The sequence below is a fragment of the Aquabacter sp. DMC10 genome, from assembly GCF_056314145.1.
Genome location: NZ_JBQUYX010000001.1, coordinates 281,026 through 298,160 on the forward strand (window position 1 = coordinate 281,026; position 17,135 = coordinate 298,160).

13 protein-coding genes are annotated in these 17,135 nt (G+C 70.0%); 4 read left to right on the forward strand and 9 right to left on the reverse strand.

Going from position 1 to position 17,135, the window contains the following annotated elements; all coding sequences use genetic code 11:
• The first annotated feature begins 10 nt into the window (after window positions 1-10).
• The 3 genes from fmt (at window position 11) to ACT54L_RS01285 (ending at window position 2,196) form a co-directional block, all read left to right on the forward strand.
• On the forward strand, window positions 11-934 hold the full coding sequence (fmt, locus tag ACT54L_RS01275) for a methionyl-tRNA formyltransferase (RefSeq protein ID WP_476083724.1): 924 nt from the start codon (window positions 11-13) through the stop codon (window positions 932-934).
• Between the two features lie 17 nt (window positions 935-951).
• Window positions 952-1,689: a tRNA pseudouridine(38-40) synthase TruA gene (gene truA / locus ACT54L_RS01280; protein WP_476083725.1), complete on the forward strand. Its 738-nt coding sequence runs from the start codon at window positions 952-954 to the stop codon at window positions 1,687-1,689.
• Window positions 1,690-1,809: 120 nt separating this feature from the next.
• Window positions 1,810-2,196 carry a hypothetical protein gene (locus ACT54L_RS01285; RefSeq protein ID WP_476083726.1) on the forward strand — a complete coding sequence of 129 codons (387 nt, stop codon included), beginning with the start codon at window positions 1,810-1,812 and terminating at the stop codon, window positions 2,194-2,196.
• Here the strand turns inward: ACT54L_RS01285 and ACT54L_RS01290 are convergent.
• The 3 genes from ACT54L_RS01290 to ACT54L_RS01300 form a co-directional block, all read right to left on the reverse strand.
• A complete protein-coding gene (locus ACT54L_RS01290; RefSeq protein ID WP_476083727.1) occupies window positions 2,147-3,094 on the reverse strand; it encodes a DMT family transporter in 948 nt (315 codons plus the stop codon). The two genes, ACT54L_RS01285 and ACT54L_RS01290, sit on opposite strands and share 50 nt — an antisense overlap.
• Entirely contained in the window at window positions 3,091-3,621 is a 531-nt protein-coding gene (locus ACT54L_RS01295; protein WP_476083728.1) for a MarR family winged helix-turn-helix transcriptional regulator, read from the reverse strand. Before ACT54L_RS01295 ends, ACT54L_RS01290 begins: the two co-directional genes overlap by 4 nt.
• A gap of 127 nt (window positions 3,622-3,748) precedes the next feature.
• The gene (locus tag ACT54L_RS01300; RefSeq protein ID WP_476083729.1) at window positions 3,749-4,588 is read right to left on the reverse strand and encodes an SDR family oxidoreductase; all 840 of its coding nucleotides are present in this window, start codon (window positions 4,586-4,588) and stop codon (window positions 3,749-3,751) included.
• Window positions 4,589-4,718: 130 nt separating this feature from the next.
• Here ACT54L_RS01300 and ACT54L_RS01305 point away from each other — a divergent pair, with 130 nt between their 5' ends.
• Window positions 4,719-5,105: a winged helix-turn-helix transcriptional regulator gene (locus tag ACT54L_RS01305; RefSeq protein WP_476083730.1), complete on the forward strand. Its 387-nt coding sequence runs from the start codon at window positions 4,719-4,721 to the stop codon at window positions 5,103-5,105.
• Window positions 5,106-5,159: 54 nt separating this feature from the next.
• On the opposite strand, the gene trxA is transcribed toward ACT54L_RS01305, so the two are convergent.
• From trxA to ACT54L_RS01335, 6 genes are all read right to left on the reverse strand, one after another.
• Window positions 5,160-5,480, reverse strand: a complete 321-nt coding sequence (trxA, locus tag ACT54L_RS01310) for a thioredoxin (RefSeq protein ID WP_209101684.1) — start codon at window positions 5,478-5,480, stop codon at window positions 5,160-5,162.
• Window positions 5,481-5,592: 112 nt separating this feature from the next.
• A complete protein-coding gene (addA, locus tag ACT54L_RS01315; protein ID WP_476083731.1) occupies window positions 5,593-9,087 on the reverse strand; it encodes a double-strand break repair helicase AddA in 3,495 nt (1,164 codons plus the stop codon).
• The gene (addB, locus tag ACT54L_RS01320; RefSeq protein WP_476083732.1) at window positions 9,084-12,128 is read right to left on the reverse strand and encodes a double-strand break repair protein AddB; all 3,045 of its coding nucleotides are present in this window, start codon (window positions 12,126-12,128) and stop codon (window positions 9,084-9,086) included. The genes addA and addB overlap by 4 nt, the downstream gene beginning before the upstream one ends.
• Window positions 12,129-12,290: 162 nt before the next feature.
• On the reverse strand, window positions 12,291-12,992 hold the full coding sequence (locus ACT54L_RS01325) for a nucleotidyltransferase family protein (RefSeq protein WP_476084397.1): 702 nt from the start codon (window positions 12,990-12,992) through the stop codon (window positions 12,291-12,293).
• Window positions 12,993-13,009: 17 nt separating this feature from the next.
• Window positions 13,010-14,575, reverse strand: coding sequence for a tRNA (adenosine(37)-N6)-threonylcarbamoyltransferase complex ATPase subunit type 1 TsaE (tsaE, locus tag ACT54L_RS01330; protein ID WP_476083733.1), 1,566 nt, complete (start codon window positions 14,573-14,575; stop codon window positions 13,010-13,012).
• Entirely contained in the window at window positions 14,572-16,932 is a 2,361-nt protein-coding gene (locus ACT54L_RS01335) for a PAS domain-containing sensor histidine kinase (protein WP_476083734.1), read from the reverse strand. Before ACT54L_RS01335 ends, tsaE begins: the two co-directional genes overlap by 4 nt.
• Window positions 16,933-17,135 lie beyond the last annotated feature (203 nt).

The following is a 17,135-nucleotide window of genomic DNA, read 5'->3' on the forward strand; positions in this document are numbered from 1 at the left end:
CGGACCTTCCATGCGCATCCTCTTCATGGGCACGCCGGATTTCGCCGTGCCCACCCTCACCGAGATCGTCTCGCGCGGCCATGAGGTGGTGGCCGTCTATACCCGCGCACCTGCACCCGCGGGCCGCCGGGGGCTCGATCTCCTGCCCTCCCCCGTGCACGCGACGGCAGAAAAGTTCGGCCTGCCGGTCTTCACCCCCAAGACCTTGCGGGGCGAAGAGGCGGCGGACACCATCCGCGCGCTTGAGGCGGATGTGGCGGTGGTGGTGGCCTATGGCATGATCCTGCCCCAGGCCATTCTGGACGCACCGCGCCTTGGGTGCCTCAACCTTCATGCCTCGCTCCTGCCACGCTGGCGCGGGGCGGCGCCCATCCAGCGCGCCATCATGGCGGGCGACAAGGAGACGGGCATCGCGGTCATGCGCATGGAAGCCGGGCTCGATACCGGCCCGGTGGGCCTCCTGGAGCGCGTGGCCATCCGTCCCGACATGACCGCCGGGGACCTGCACGACCAGATGATGGTGCTCGGCGCCGACCTCATGGCGCGGGCCCTGTCGGCGCTGGAGCGCGGGGGCCTTCACTTCACTGCCCAGCCCGAGGCGGGCGTGGCCTATGCCCACAAGCTGGAAAAGGCGGAAACCCGGATCGACTGGTCGCGCCCCGCCCAGGAGGTTCACGACCATATTCGCGGCCTCTCGCCCTTCCCGGGTGCCTGGTTCCCGCTGGGGCCGGAGGAAACCCGGGTCAAGGTGCTGCGTTCGACGCTCGCCTCGGGCCAGGGCGCGCCAGGAACCGCCTTGGACGATCATCTCACCATTGCCTGCGGGGATGGCGCCGTGCGGCTGGTCCAGCTCCAGAAAGCCGGCAAGCAGGCGGGATCGGCGGATGCGTTCCTGAACGGCAATCCGGTCCCCGCCGGCAGCCGGCTCGCCTGAGCGGGGGGACCCCGCCCATGCCCCGCTACAAGCTCACCATCGAGTATGACGGCACGTCCTTTGCCGGCTGGCAGATCCAGGCGGAGCAGGCGACCGTGCAAGGCGCGCTGGCGGAGGCGGTGACGCGGCTCACCGGCGAAGAGGTGCATGTGGCCGGCGCCGGCCGCACGGATGCGGGCGTCCACGCCACCGGTCAGGTGGCGCATATCGATCTCTCCAAGCCCTGGCGCACCGACACCTTGCGGGACGGGCTGACCGCCCACTTGCGGCCGGTTCCCGTTGCGGTGCTCGCCGCCGAGGCGGTGGCGGATGAGTTTGATGCCCGCTTCTCGGCGGTGAAGCGGCACTATGTCTATCGCATCATCAATCGCCGGCCCGATTTGGCGTTGGACCGCGACCGGGCGTGGCGCATCCCCCAGAAGCTGGACGCAGCGGCCATGCATGAGGCTGCGCAGCGCCTTCTGGGTCGTCACGACTTCACCGCCTTCCGGGCGGCGGAGTGCCAGGCCGCCTCGCCGGTGAAGACGCTGGACCAGCTGGATGTGACACGTATGGGGGAGGAGATTCGCATCGTCACCTCTGCCCGCTCCTTTCTCCACCACCAGGTGCGCTCCATGGCGGGGTCCCTGATGCGGGTGGGCGAGGGGCGTTGGAGCGCCGACGACCTGGCCGACGTGCTGGCCTCCCGCGACCGCTCCCGCTGCGGCCCCATGGCCCCGGCCTGCGGTCTTTATCTGGCGGCGGTCAGCTACTGACCCGTCCGCCTCCGCCGCGGGTCACCCCTGCACAAAACGCGGCCTCACTGTGGAACCAACGCGGGCCCCATACGTTCAAACGGAAATTCCGTCACTCCTTCGGGTCGCAGGTTTCGCGTCATGGCCTTTGGGTTTTCCTTCCGCAGTCGCCGGCCAGAGGGGGTCGCATCCGCGCCCTCTCCGTTCCAGGCCTGGTTCAGCTATGTGGTGGCGCGGGCCGTTGAGGCGGCCCCCTGCCATTTCATATTCTTCGATGGCCGCGAGACCGCCGAGGCCGGAGCGGCCGGTGCCGTGATCGTGCCGGGCGGCGCCTTCTTCCTGGATGAAGCCCGGCTTTACCGCGATCGTGCGGCCGCAGAAGGTGCAGCGGCGCGGCTGAACGCCCGCCGCCCCTCCGGTGCCGAGAACTGGATGGTGGTGTCCACGCGGCGGGTGCTGGCCGGCCAGCGCCAACCGGTCATGCCGATGGCGCCCGCAGGAAGCCGAGAGCGGCAATCGCGCCGATGACAAGGATCGCACCTACGGCCTGAATGCCACTGACCGTCTCACCGAGCACGAGCACCGCGCCGACCATTCCGAAGACGGGAATCAGCGCCAGGTAAAGCCCCGCCACCGGAGCAGGCAGGACGCGCAGGCCCCATAGATAGAACCACACGGCCAGGCCATATTGGACGATGCCAGTGGCCATGGTGGCGAGGACCAGCCCCCAACGCATGGACACCGGTGTCTCATACCCGCTGCTCCATGCCACCCCGAGCAGCCCGAGTACGCAGGCCAGCCCCACCGTCTGCTGAGACGCCGCAAGACTGAGCGGCGGGATGGCGCCCAGAAGCCGACTGGACATCACCACATAGAGCGCCGCAAAGGCGGTACCAAGGCCCACCATGGCGTCGCCGAGGGGACGGCCCTGCCCCAGCCCTTCCGCCCCGGACAAGGTCACCATCAGCACGCCGGCAAGGGCGAAGACGAGAACCGCCGCCACCTCACGGCCGGGGCGTGTGCCGAGCACGATCCAGGCCAGCGCACAGATGAAAGCCGGTTCCGCGGCTCCGATGACGGTGGCATTGGCCGCGCTGGTCAAGGCCAGCCCGGGGACACCGACACCGTAAGCGAGCCCAGGCTCAAGCAAACCGGAGGCGGCGATCCCCCGAAGACACGCCATGTCGGGGATGGGCGCGCGCAGGACAGCCGCTCCGAGCCACAAGAAGCACACGCTTGCCGCCAACTGGACAGCCAGCACCTGGAACGGCGGCAGCTCTTCCAGCAGTCCCTTGGTGGCAACCGTGGCGAGCCCCCAGCAGGCGGCGGACAAAATGACGGCGCCGGTGGCGAGCCAGAGGCGGCCACTGGGCGGCAAGGCGGGGGCGCGCGTGGGTGCCGCGGTTGCGGAGGGCACGTCGCTCATGGCCGCGGTCCTTCCCGGCGTTCCGCCTCGCACTCCACCGGGCATTGGCCGGGCGGGCAGACCGCCTCGTCGCATAAGCGGCAGATATGGTCCGCGGCCGCCCGGCTTTGCGTCAGGGCCACGAGCATCTGAGATAAGGCGTCGGCCAGCGCGGGACGGATCGGGACCGGCACAGCCAGAAGCGCGGCCCGCAGGGTTGCCCCACGCGCCTCCAGGATGGCGACCGCCGCCTCTTGCCCCGCCGGCGTCAGGCGCAAGTGCACCTGGCGCTTGTCCTGGGCGCCGGTCGCCCTCTCAAGAAGCCCGCGCGCGCCCAGGTCCTCGGTCAACCGCACCACCACCGAATGGGTGAGGCCCAGAATGTCCGCGAGGGTGCGAATGGGGGTGCCGGGATAAAAACTCAGCACCACCAGAGCGGAGCAGGCGCTGCTCCCCAGCCCGGAGGCGGAGCGGGCTGCGGCGTCTTGGGCATCGGACAGCGCCAGAGCGAGCGCGCCGAGCAGATTGGTGAGTTGAGCATCGGTCATGGGAATATGTATTCAGAACGAATATATTTGGTCAAGCGCCTTTTGACCGAATGGCTGCTGTCCTGTCCCCCGTCCCACCGAGACGGGCCACCAGGCGGCATGCGCCGCCCGGTGAACCCTTGTCCGCTCAAGCTTTCAGGGCCGCCGCATGATCGGCCAGAAACGCGGCGAGCGGGATGGGCGAATGCCCGGTGAGCGTCGCCACATGATCCGTCACGCCTGCGGTCCAGCCTTCGCGAACCGGATAAAACAGAGTGGCAAGGAAGCCTGCATAGTCAGGCGAAAGCCCGGCTCCGGTGAGCAGCTGGACGAAGGCGGCATCGTCGATGGGGGTATAGCTCACCGGCCGGCCCGCCGCCTGCGAGATGAGCGTCGCGGCCTCCGCATAGCTCAACGCCTCGGGGCCCGTGAGATTGAAGGCCTGGCCATCGAAGCGGCTGGTGGTGAGGGCAGCGGCCGCGCTGGCGGCAATGTCACGGGCATCGATGAAGCTGGACTTGCCGTCCCCGGCCGGCACGGCGATCACGCCATGATCGATGCCGGGCTTCCAGAAGGTGAGAAAATTGTCGGAGAACCAATTGGGCCGCAAGATCACATATGGCGTGCCGGACCGCTCAAGGGCGCGCTCCACCTGGCGATAGGGAATGGCCTCGTCCGCATCCACGCCCAGGGCGGTCTGGAGGACCACCTTGACCTTTCGGGCCGCCGCCGCCTCGATCACCGGCACCAGCAGTCCCACCGGATCCATATAGCCCGAAGGCAGCAAGACATAGGCGCGGTCTACACCCTCGAAGGCCGGACCGAACGTGGTGGGGTCGCGATAGTCAAACGCCACGCCTTCGGCACCCGCCACGGGCTGGCCCGCGCGCGAGGCGGCTTTTACGCTCGCGCCGAGGCCAAGCAGGCGGTCCACGAGGGGACGCCCCACATTGCCGGTGGCACCGAGGACAAGAATCTTGCCGGTCATGTCGATCTCCTGGTATCCATTAGAAACCACGTTTCGCTTGGATACATACGCTCTCGCTTGGACGGGCAAAAGAGAGCACTTTCCGGTGACATGGTTTCATCCTGGAAACTGCCCCGTCAGGACCACACAGATGCAATGGGCCTATAATGTCTATGAGGAGCGCTGCCCCACGCGCATGCTGCTCGACCGCATCGCCGACAAATGGGCCGTGCTCATCCTCGCCCGGCTGCGCGGCGGGCCGGTGCGCTTCAACCAGCTGCGCCGGGAGATAAGCGGCATCTCGCAGAAGGTCCTGTCGCAGACCCTGAAGAAGCTGGAGCGCGACGGGCTGATTACCCGTACCGTCTTCGCCACCGTGCCGGTGACGGTGGAATATGCCCTCACCCCGCTCGGCGAAACGCTGAACGAGACGGTGGCAGCGCTTGCCCGTTGGGCCGAGCACAACATGGACGCGGTTCTGGCCGCCCAGGCGGCCTATGACGCGCAAGCCGTGTCGGCCACAAGCGCCCGGGCATGAAAAAGCCCCCGGGTTCGCCGGGGGCTTGATGCATCGATCGGAACGCCGCAGTGGTCAGATGGAGGTGTTGATCCACTGCACCAGCTTGGCCTTGGGGGCGGCGCCCACCTGGCGGGAGGCGATCTTGCCGTCCTTGAACAGGAGCAGGGTCGGGATGGACATGATGCCGTACTTGGACGCGGTCTCGGGATTCTCGTCCACGTTCAGCTTGACGATCTTGAGCTTGTCGCCCAGCTCCTCGGACACCTCGTCGAGGATGGGGGCCACCATGCGGCAGGGGCCGCACCATTCGGCCCAGAAATCCACCACCACGGGGCTGCCGGACTTGAGCACGTCCTGGTCGAAGCTCTGATCGGAAACTTTGTCGATCGCCATAACACACCTCTTGGGGGGCGAAGGGATTGGGAAGCGTGGACGCAACGTAGGTATCCCCTCCCCCCGCCGTCAAGGCGCGTCGCGCCGACGTGAAGGCCGGGCAGCCCCGCGCTCAAGCAGGATCGACCGCCTCCAATCCCCGGCGCAACGCCTCGGCATCGAGCGGAACGACCACCGGCCCCCGCGTATAGACCAAAACCGCCTCAATCGGCCGGCCCGGGAAGGCCCGCTCCAACACGGCGGCATAGAGCGCCAGCTGGGAGACATGCCGCACCGGCGGGGCCTGGCCTGTGGACGGCGGGCGCTGGTCGGTCTTGAAGTCGGCGATCAGCACCCGGCGCTCCGTCACCGCCAGCCGGTCGATTCGTCCGGTCACGGCGTGGACACGGCCTTTCCCCGTCGTCCAGCGCCCGGCCACAGGCACCTCGGCGCGGCTGCCCGGCCCGAAGAGTTCGGCAAGCTCGCCATGGCCCAGCACGGCGGCGGCCTCGGCCAGCAGCCCCTGGTGCATCTCGTCCGACAGGCTGGCGGCGGCATGGCCGAGCATGCGCAGCCCGGCGGCCGCGCGCTCGGCGGGCGCGATCTCCGCAAGCCCGGCCAGCAGGCGATGGATGAGATCGCCGCGCACCACCGGGTCGAGGCCCCCTGCCCCGCTGGTCGCTCCCGGCGTTGACCGGGCCATCACTCGGGACGGGCGGAGCGCATCAGGCTCATCCATCTCGAACAGGCGGGCGGTGGCGGGCATGAAGGCCGGCGCGGAGACGGACGGGGGCGCCGCGGGGGCGGTATCGCCACTGGCCGGCAGGCTGTCCGGCCGACGCCAGCGCAACACCTCCTCGGACGCGTAAGGCGCCGACACGGGATGCGCCTCATCCTCGAGCGCCTGGAGCACCAAGTCGTACCAACAGCCCTCCGGTCGCGCGTGTGGCTTGTCCTTGGCGGCGGCGCGGGTCTCGGCGCCGCAGATCACCAGGGCGTCCTCGGCCCGGGTGAGGGCCACATAAAGCAGCCGGCGATATTCCTCGCTCTCCCGCGCCGCCGCCTCGGCGCGGGCGGAGGCGAGCACCTGTGGGTCTTCCGCCTTGCGGGGCGCCAATACCGGCAGGCCGGAGGGCAGCGTGAGGAAGCCCTCCGAAGTGCGCGGGCGGGGCACGTCCACCGTATCGGCGAGGACGACGATGGGCGCTTCAAGCCCCTTGGCGCCGTGCACGGTCATGACCCGCACCTCGTCGCGCCCGGTCTCCATATCGCGCTTGGTCTCCGCGCCCCCCCGGCGCAGGAAGGCGAGGAAGCCGGCGAGTGTCGCCGCCTCCCCACTTTCATAGGTGCGAGCAAGGGCCATGAATTCGTCCAGCACGTCAGCGGCCTCTGGCCCGAGGCGCGCCAACATGGACCGGCGGCCGCCGTCACGGCCGAGCACCCGGGCATAGAAGTCGAAGGGCCGCAGGCGCCGCGCCTCGCCGCGCCAGCGCTCCAGCCGGGCCAAGGCATCCGCCAGCGGCCCCTCCTCCGGCGCCGCGAGCGCAAGCGCGTCCCAAAGCCGACCCGAACGCCCCGGACACCAGCGCATAAGGTCGTCGTCGGTGAACCCGAACAGTGGCGCCTTCAGAACGCCGGCCAGCGCCAGGTCATCGTCCGGCGAGAGCAGCGCGTCGCCGAGCGCCATCAGGTCCAGCGCGGCGATATGGTCGGCCACCACCAGCCGGTCGGCGCCGGCCACCTCCACGCCACCGCCCGCCCCCTTGAGGGCGCGGATGATGGCCTCGAACAGCTTCCCGCGGCGGCGCACCAACACCAATACGTCCCGCCCCTGCATGGGACGCCCTTTGCGCGAGGGAATGGCGAGGCGCTCGGCAATGCCCCGGCGCACGAAATCGGCGATGCGCTGGGCCAGCATGTTGACGGGATCATCGCCCGGCACCTCGTCCAGCGGGCGGCGCCAGTCATCAACCTTGGGTCGTTCCGGCGGCTTGATGGTGGGCCACACCTCCACCAGGGCGGGCGCATCGGTGCGTATCGCCTCATGCACGGTCTTGGCGTCGTCGTCGGACAGGCCGGCGCGCGCCGCTTCGCTGGCGAAGACCGCATCCACCGCCGCCAGCACGCCGGGCGCCGAGCGGAAGGAATGGGGCAGCCGGACGGTTCGGAAGCCCGTATTACCCGCCTCCCGCGCTACCTTGTGCCGCATCTCGCCGAAGGTGCGGGGATCGGCGCCCTGGAAGGAGAAGATGGACTGCTTCTCGTCGCCCACCACGAACAGGGTGCGCCGCAGCGGTCCGCGTGCTCCGGCCCCGGCGAAGAAATCATCGATCAGGCCGTGCACCACCGCCCATTGGGCCGGGCTGGTATCCTGCGCCTCGTCCACCAGCACATGGTCGATGCCACGGTCGAGCTTGAAATGCACCCAGGAGGCCGGCACGCGGTTGAGCAGCGCGGCGGTGCGGGCGATGAGGTCGTCAAAGTCCAGCAAGCCCCGGTCAGCCTTGGCGGATTCGTAGCGGGCGCAGGCGGCGGCCCCGAGCGTGAGCGCGGCATCGGTACGCTCCAGCACCTCCACGGCCCGGCGCTGGTCCTCCAGGAGGGCGACGCGGTCCCGCTCCGCCTCCATCCGCGCCGCAATGGTGGGAAGCGCCTCGCGCGCGCCCTTGGTCAGAAGGTCCTTGTCGGTGCGGGGGCCGCCATCGGCCTTCAGGAAGACGCCGAGATAGGCGGCCAGCGCCTCCTCCGGCGATCCCGCGGCGGCGGCGGCAAGCAGGGAGGCCGCCCGCTTCTGGTCGGTGGCCTTGCCGCAGGCGGTGATCTCCGCCGCCACGGCCTGCCATTCGCTGCTGGGCAGATGAGGGCCATCCAGCACCTGCCGCAGCAGCCCGTCGCGTGTCACGGAGGGGTCGAGCCCCAGCCCCGCCGCGATCTGTGCGCGCCGGGCATCCGCCTCCTGCGCCAGCTTCAGGATGCGGGCGCGGGCATCCACCGAGGCGGCGATGAGATCGTCGATGCCCTTGTCGCCGGTCTCTCCCATGAGATGGGCCAGCGCCCGGCCGAGCGGCGTGTGGGGATGGGACGTGGCCTCCACGATGAGATCGGTGCGGATGCGGGCGAGGAGGTCCATCCGGCCGGCATCGTCCAGTTCGCGGAAGCCGGCGGCAACGCCCGCCTCGAAGGGGAATTGATGCAGCAGGCCGCCGCAGAAGGCGTGGATGGTCTGGATCTTCAGGCCGCCGGGCGTCTCCAGCGCCGCCGCGAACAGGCGCCGAGCGGTGGCGCGCAATTCGGGGGTCGGCCGGCGATGATCGGTGCGGGCGATCTCCTCGTCCAGCGCCGCGTCGGGCAGCGACACCCAGCGCCCGAGGGTCGTGAGAACGCGGTTCGCCATATTGGCGGCCGCCGCCTTGGTATAGGTCAGGCACAGGATGCGCCCCGGCGGCGTGCCGGCCAGCAAGAGGCGGATCACGCGCTGGGAGAGCACGTGCGTCTTGCCCGAGCCCGCATTGGCGGACACCCAGGCGGAGACCTCTGGGTCGGAAGCCTCGCTCTGGTGGCGGGTGGCGGCCAGAAGCGCCGCGGTCTGTGCGGGCGGGGCCTTGGCGGTGTCGGACGCGCTGCTCATGACGCCTCCTCCTCCGCGCCCAGCGCCCATTCGCGCACACGCGCCAGATGGTCATAGGGCCCGAACCGCCCCCGCCATTGCGGCGCGCTCAGTGAGCGATATCCCTGCGCCTCGTCCTCGAAGGCCAGCAGCAGGTCCGTGAGCCGGCCAAGCGCTTCCTCGGCCATGGAGGTGGCGTCCTGGTCCTTGGCGACGCCCGGCTTCACCCGTCCCGGCTCCGCGCCGCCTTTCAGTTCCACATAGAAGAAGTCGTTGACGGGCGCGGCCGGCACCGCCTTGAAGCCGCCCCGCGCCGCCATGGCCGCCTCCAGCGGCAATTGGGGCGAGAAGGTGCGGCCCTGGCGCGTCGAAGGCGCGGTTCCGGTCTTGTAGTCGACGATGGCGAGAGCGCCGTCTTGGAGAATATCGATGCGGTCCGCGCGCCCGGTCAGCCGGAAGCCGCTCTTGGTGAGCGGAATGTCGAGCGCGCCGCCCGTCTCCGCCACCACCTTGCGCACGATCGCACGGCGCTCCCGCTCGAATGCCACCACCCAACCGGCCACGCGCTCGAACCTTGCCCACCACAAGGCATGCTCGGCGGGAAAAACCTCCAGTGGCGCGAAAGCGGCACGGCCATAGGCGATGAGACGGTCCAGCGCATCGGGCGGCAGTTCGTCCGGGAAGGCGATGCCGAACTGGCCGAGCGCATCATGCAGCGCGGTGCCCCGCTCGGCCCCGCCGGGCTCGGCATCGAGCGGCTCCAGCGGCTGGAGCGCCAGGACATGGCGGGCGAAGATGGAATAGGGGTCGCGCAGGAAGGTCTCGATCTCCGTCACCGAGAGCTGGCGCGGGCGCAGGGCCAAGGGCGGGGCCGGCGCGGGCTGCACGGCGCGGGGCACCGGGGGCGCCCGATCGAGCGCCGCGGCCGCCGCGCGCCAGACCTCGCCGCGGGCCCGCACCGCCGTCCAGCGCTCCGCGCCGCAGACGGTGGCGAGGCGCTGGACGAAGCGCGAGGGCACGCTCTGGGTGCCCTCCACCTTGGCGGGGAGGGCCAGCACCACTTGTGGGGCGCCGAAACTCTGCACGAAATCGTGGGCGGACAGGCCGATGCGCCGCTCCGGCAATTCCAGGCCCAGTTCCCCGCGCATGGGCCGGCTAAGCCAAGGATCGGTGCGCGTCTGGGGCGGCCATACGCCTTCCACGAGCCCGCCCAGGACCACCAGATCCACATCCAGCAGTCGCGCCTCCAGCGGGCCCAGAATGCGCAGCCGCGCACCAGGACGGGCGTGTGGACGCACCATCTGGTCGGCCAGAAGCGCACCCACCGTCTCGGCATAGTCCCGCACGGAAAGGGAGGGGCCATAGGGCGCGGCCTGAAGGATCGCATCGAAGGCATCGGCCAGTTGCGCCCGGCCCGGCTCGTCCGCCTCCAGGTCCGGCGGCCCACCAAGGACCGTCATGGCCGTGCGATGGGCTTCCACGAGGCAAGGGAGCGGATGGTCGCCCCGCCCTTCAGGAAAGGTCGAAAAGGCCTGCGCCAACCGCTCCACGAGGTCCCGCGCGGGCTCAAGCTGCTCAGGGCCAACGCGGCGGCGGGGATCGGTGCGATGCAGGCGATCCCGGTCGAAGGCCGCCACGGTCTGCCGGAGGCCGGCAATGCCGGTCCGTGGGCGCGGGCCGCGCAAGGCCACCAGTTCCAGCGCCGCCACCGCCTCGGCCTGTTCGTCCGATGGGCGGCCGAAGGTCGCCATGGGGTGGCTCAGAAGGGCGAACAGGGGCACCGGCGCGAAATCCTGCGCCACCACCTGCGCCACCAGCCGGGCGAAGCGACCGGCCTCCGTCTCGGCCAAGGGCTCGCCGGCGGAATCGTCGATTTCGATGCCGAAGCGGCTCAATTCCGCCGTCACGCGGCGGGCCAGGTCCCGGTCGGGCGTCACCAGCGCGCCTCGCGCACCGGCCCGCTCCAGCACCGAGCGCAGGACAAGGGCGATGGAGAGCGCCTCCTCCCGCGGATCGGCCGCCTCGATCAGCGTGACGTCCGCAATGGCGGCATCAAGGGCGGCATCGGGAAGGCGGGCGGACAGGTCCACCCAGCGATCCGTGGTGCTGGAATGGCGCATGGCCTCGCTGAGCAGAGGCTCGCGCGGCGGGCACGTGCGCACGCCGATCTCCTCCACATCCCCGCGGGTGATGCCGAGCGTTTCCAGCAGATGGGCGAGACCGAACTGGGGATGGTCTGGCGCGGCTCCCGGTCCATCCTCGGCCAGCACGGCGAAGGCATCGTCCTCGGCATGGAAATCCAGTCCCGGCAGCACCACGGCGCCTTGAGGCAGGCCGGCAATGGCGGCAAGCAGGCGGGCAGTGGCGGGCAGCGAACCGGTGGAGCCGGCGGCGATCACCGGCCCCGCCGCCGCCCCGAGCTCCGTCAGGCGCCGCGCCTCCGCCGCCACCAGCACGTCGCGGCGCACGGCGGGCTCCACCAGGCCCTGTTCGGCCAGATGCCCCTCCCAGGCCGCGCGGGCGATGCGCAGGAACTGGCGGCTCAACTCGAAATAAGTGTCGTGCTCGTCGAGGGCGAGGGTCTCCAGCCGGTCCCATTTCGCTCCGGCGATGGTCATCTGGTCGAACAGGCCAGCCAGCGCATCCGCCAGCGCAATGGTGGCCGCCGGCCCCGCGGCCACCGCCGCCTGGTCCGAGCCGGCCGCAAGGGCATCCCGCCAGCGGGCCACCAGCGCGGCCAAGGCGATCCGCCGATGGACCCCATCCACCGCCCGGGGGGGCGCCAACAACGGCGCCTCCTCTGAGAAGGCCAGAGCATCTTCGTCCACATCGCCCAGCGGGATAATGCGGGGCAGCAGGAGGCCCTCGGCCCCGGACGCCTCCAGGAGCGCCGCCTCGAAGGCCCGCCCCGCGCGGCGGGTGGGCAGATAGATGGTGGCGGAGGCAAGGGCCAGAGGATCGCCCCCCGGCGCAAAGCCGGGAACGAGGCGACCGTCGAGCAGGGCGCGGGCCAAGGTCGGCAGGAAAGGCGCCGTCGGCGGAATGGAGAGAACCCGCTTCAAGGACATCGGCCTCCCTCGCGCATGCTGGAATAAGGCTCGCCCCGGCCCGAGCGAGGCACACGCGATCGCGTCAGCGCCTCACGGACACACGGATGCGATCCCGCTTTTTGTTTGGGCGCACGTCCTTCGCGCGAACCGGGGTCCGCCGTGCTGGGAAATACTCTAGTCGCTGGAGCGATGGATGGCATCCTCGGCGGCCGCGATCGCGTCCGGCGTCCCCACATGCATCCAGATGCCTTCCAGGCGGATGCCGAACAGGCGATCCGCCTCCCGCGCCTGGTCAAAGATGCGGTTGAGGGAAAACGCCCCATCCGGCGCATCGCCAAAGAGGCCCGGCTTCAGGATGGCGGCCCCCGCATAGACGAACGGCGCCATCACCCGCTCCGGCCGGCGCGTCAGGCGGCCATCCGCATCCATGAGGAAGTCGCCCGGCCCGTCATAGCCGATGGACAAAGCGGTGGAGGCCAACAGCAGCAGTACATCCATGCGCTCGGGCTCGAACACGGCTTCCATGCGGGCCAGGTTCGGCCGCATGCCCTCGATCCAGATGGTGTCGGAATTGATGGCGAAGAACGGCGCATCACCGAAATGAGATAGGGCCCGGCGGACGCCGCCGCCGGTCTCCAGCAGCGCATCGCGCTCGTCGCTGAGCACAATGCGGGGCGGCCCCTTCCGGGCCTTCAGATGGGCCTCCAGCAGGTCGGCATGGTGGTGCAGATTGACCACCGCCTCCTCCACCTCGACCTCGGCGAGCCGCTCCAGCACATGGTCGATCAAGGGGCGGCCATTCACCTCGACCAAAGGCTTCGGCCGCGTATCGGTCAAGGGGCGCATGCGGGTGCCTAGCCCCGCCGCCAACACCATGGCCTTGCGCAATTTGGTCACGTCTGGAATTCCTTCGATGGCAGGACCGCCTCGTACCACATGCGCAGCGAACCGAGCTCCTGGTGTCCGAGGCACCGCGCCAGATACCGCCTAATCCGGGGAAGGTGACGCAAATATTGCGGTTTGTCGTCGCGCAGCTTGAGCCGGGTGAAAATTCCAAGAATCTTCGTGGCGCGTTGTGCACCCATCAGCGCATAGAGATGGGCGAAGGCGCGGGCGTCGAAGGTGGGGTCGGCGTCCCGGCGCAACTTCACATAATGGCCGACGAGGGCCAGTTCGAGGCTTTCGGACACATCCACCCGGGCATCCTGCGCCAGGGAGACCACATCATAGGCCGCCGGCCCCAGCACCGCGTCCTGGAAGTCGATTAGCCCCACGCGGTTGAGGCCCTCGCGGCCCTCCAGCCAAATGAGGTTGGGGGAGTGATAGTCCCGCAGCACCCAGGTCTGAGGTTCGGACAAGACGGGAGACAATGCACTGCGCCAGAGCATGGTGAACTCGTCGCGCACCACCTGGTCCACCATCACGTTACGATAGGGCAGATACCAGTCCAGCATCAGCTCCAGCTCGATCTGGAACGCCTCGATGCCGTAGGTCGGCATCACATATTCACTCTGCGGCGCGATGTGCAGGATGCTGGGCAGGCGCTTGGAATGGAGCGCGGCGAGCACTTCCACCGCCGCCTCGTAGCGCGCCCTGACCGGCTCCGGCGGATGGCCCTCCAGCACCCCCTCGTCGCCGAAATCCTCAATGATGAGAAGGCCGCGCTCCAGATCCGCCGAATAGATCTCGGGCGCCGAAAAGCCGGCGGCCTTCAGGCCGCGCGCCACCGCCACGAAGGCGCGCACATCCTCGGCGAGATGGGCAATGCGGCTATAGGGCAGGCCACGGCGCACCGGGGGGCCGTCCGGCCGGCGGGGCGCGTTCATGAGCACGGCGGAACGGTTCGGCAGGACCAGGCGGGCATAGGAGCGCGAGGACGCATCGCCCTGCATGTAGCGCCGCTCGGCCTCGGCAAAACCGCTGGATTCGATCAGGAGTTCCGAGGCATGCAGGCGGTCGAGGCGCTGGGCGAACGCCCCGGTCCCCGACAGATGCGCGCGGCGCCCTTCAGGCCCCAGCTCGGGCGCGAGGGTGAGGGTGATGGTGAGCCGGTCGGCGGGGAGATAGGCGGGCGCCCGCTCCGGCCATTCCACCAGCGCGATGGCCCCGTCGGTCAGTTCCTCCCAGCCGATCTCCTCCAGTTCCTCCTGCTCCTGCAGACGGTAGAGGTCCGCATGCAGCACCTTGGCGCGGGGCAGGTCATAGGAGACCACCAGGGAGAAGGTCGGACTCGGCACTTCAAGGGCGGGATCATCTGCCAGCACGCGGATGAGATCCCGCGCAAAGGCCGTCTTGCCCGCCCCCAGATCGCCGTTGAGCGCCACCACGTCGCCCGCCGATAGCCAGGGCGCCAGCATGGCCGCCATCTGCTGGGTGGCGAACAGGCCGGGCAGATCGAGGGTGAAGGTGCCGGAACCGGCCTCGGCCGCATCCTCAAGGCGAGACATGGAACCGGTCATGCGGCGGCCTCGCTCTGGCGGGGAGCATCAAGGGGGAAGACGCAGGCGGCCACCGTCCCGCCGCCCAAGGCCGGCTGAAGGCTCACCGTGCCGCCATGCAGTTCCATGAAGGACCGCACGATGGACAGGCCAAGGCCGACCCCGCCCCGTCCGCCCGCGGCGGGCCCGGTCTCGAACCGATCGAACAGGCGATCGGCCAGTTCGGGAGGGATGCCCGCCCCCTCGTCGCGCACCTTCAGCACCAGGGCATCGGGCCGCCGCTCGGCGCTAAGCACCACTGTGCTGCCGGACGGCGAGGCGGCAATGGCGTTGGACAGGAGATTGAACAGGATCTGCCGGACGCGCCGGCCATCGGCCACGAAGCGCCCCACATCGGCGGGCGCCTCGATGCGCAGGCCGACACCCACCTGCTCCAACAGGTCACGCACCGCCTCCGCAACTCCTTCCAGGGTGCCCCGAACATCCACGTCGCCGAGATCCAGCGCCATGGCGCCGGCATCGATGGTGGCAAGGTCGAGAATGTCATCGATGAGGGCGCGCAGGGTGTCCGAGGACTGCCGCACGTGATCCAGGAACTCGCGCTGGCGCTCGTTCAGCGGGCCGATGGCGGTCTCGCCCAGCATATGGGCATAGCCGATCAGCGTGTTGAGCGGCGTGCGCAGATGGTAGGAGACGTGCCCCACGAAGGCGTTCTTCAGCACGTCCGCCGCTTCCAGCGCCTCGTTGCGCTCGATGAGGGCGCGCTCCACTTTCACGCTGTCCGTCACATCGCGGAAGGTCACCATGGTGCCGCCATCGGGGAGCGGCTGGGCGGCGCCGTCCAGGACCCGCCCGTCGGCCCGCTCCAGGCGCAGATGCTCGCCCCGGCGATGCTCGATGGCGGTGATGACCGAGCGGATGCGGGCCCAGGTGCCGGTCTCGCCATAGAGCGGCCGGCACATGGCGGCCACCGCATCGATATGGGGCCGCTCGCCCAGCGCCTGGGCGCTCAGCGACCACAGGGCCAGGAAGGCCTGATTATAGAGCCGAAGCCGCCCGTCGGAGCCGAACACCGCCACCGCCTCGGCGAGGCCGTCGAGCGTCTCGCCCTGGATGCGGATGAGGCTGTTGTAGCGGCTCTCCAGCGAAATGCGCTCGGACAGGTCCTCGAACAGATAGGTGACGCCGCCTTCGGCATTGGGGGTTGCGACCACCCGCAGCATCTGGCCGCCGGGCAGATGCCACCAGTCGTGCACCGGCTCGATGGCGCGATAGGCTTCCCGCAAATGCTCGCGCCAGGCGCGGAAATCCGCTTGCTCGGGCACCCGGCGGGCCAGGCGCATGCGCTCCAGGATCTCGCTTTCCGTGGGGCGCTCGTCCAGGAAGGCGGGGTCGAGCTCGAACAGGCGCTCATAGGCGGAATTGTGGAACTGGAGGCGCTCGTCCGCGCCGAACATGGCCACCGCCGTGGCCAATTGGTCGAGCGTGCGCCGATGGGCGGCAATGGTGCGCTCGATCTCGCCGCGCAGCGCCTCGGCGGCGGTGGCGTCCACCGCCAGGCCCGCGCTGCCCTGGGGACCGGGCACTTCCAGCACGTCCAGGATCTGCCGGCGCCCGCCGGCGACCACACGCACCCGCGCCTGGTAGGGCTCGCCCTTGCGCCGGGCAGCGGCGGAGGCCTCGCGGGCGGGCTGGTCCAGGAGTTCCAGGCCCTTGGCGCAGACCTCTTCCGGGCTGGCGCCACCCACGGCGGCGGCGAAGGCCGGGTTCACGCGCACCAGACGGCCGTCCAGATCGCGCTGCCACACCGGCAGGGTGGAGGCGCGGAACAGGTCCTGGAACGGCAAGGTCGAGACCTCGCCCGCCGCAGAGGCACTGAGCGGGCGGGTGGTGACGACGCGATTGCCCGCCACCGCCCTCCCCTCGACGCACATCATGACGCCGGCGACGGACAGGTCACGGGAGAAGCCCTCGTCCCTCAGGAAGAGGCCCTCCAGGGCCGCCGATAGATTTTCCACCACGCCCGCCCCAAGCCAGGCGGACAGGTCCGGCACCTCGCCCGCGACCGGCGCGCCCAGTTTCCGCAGGCCTCCGGCGGCGCCCATCAGAAAAGGCGGCTCCGTGCCGCCCAGCCAGACGGCGGCGCCGTCCGCTCCCGCGCCCAGAAGGGCCGCCAGCGCCAGGGTGTCCGCCCGGGCCAATGTCAGAGCACGAGTGCCCGCACGCTGCGCCCGTGCCGCCGCGCGGCTCCGCCAGGCGCAGGCCAGCGCCAGACCGAGCGCCGCCAGCGAGGCGCAGCCGGCCACCAAGGCGGCGGGGCTGACGCCCCCCGCCATCACATCCATCAAAGGTGCCGCCTCGGCTGGCGTGCCGCCCATCAGGAGCGGCGCGCACAGCGCCACAACAGGGGGCGCAAGCCGGAGGGGGACCGCAAAGGAACGGAGTGCGGGCCGGCCCGGCTGCCCGGTGCCGGGCGCACTGGATTGGCGGCAAAGCTCCGCCCTGCCTGCGCCCATGCACCACTCGCCCATGCCGATACCGCCCCATGCCTGCCAAGCGCGGGAGCCCAGCCCCGCGCGAA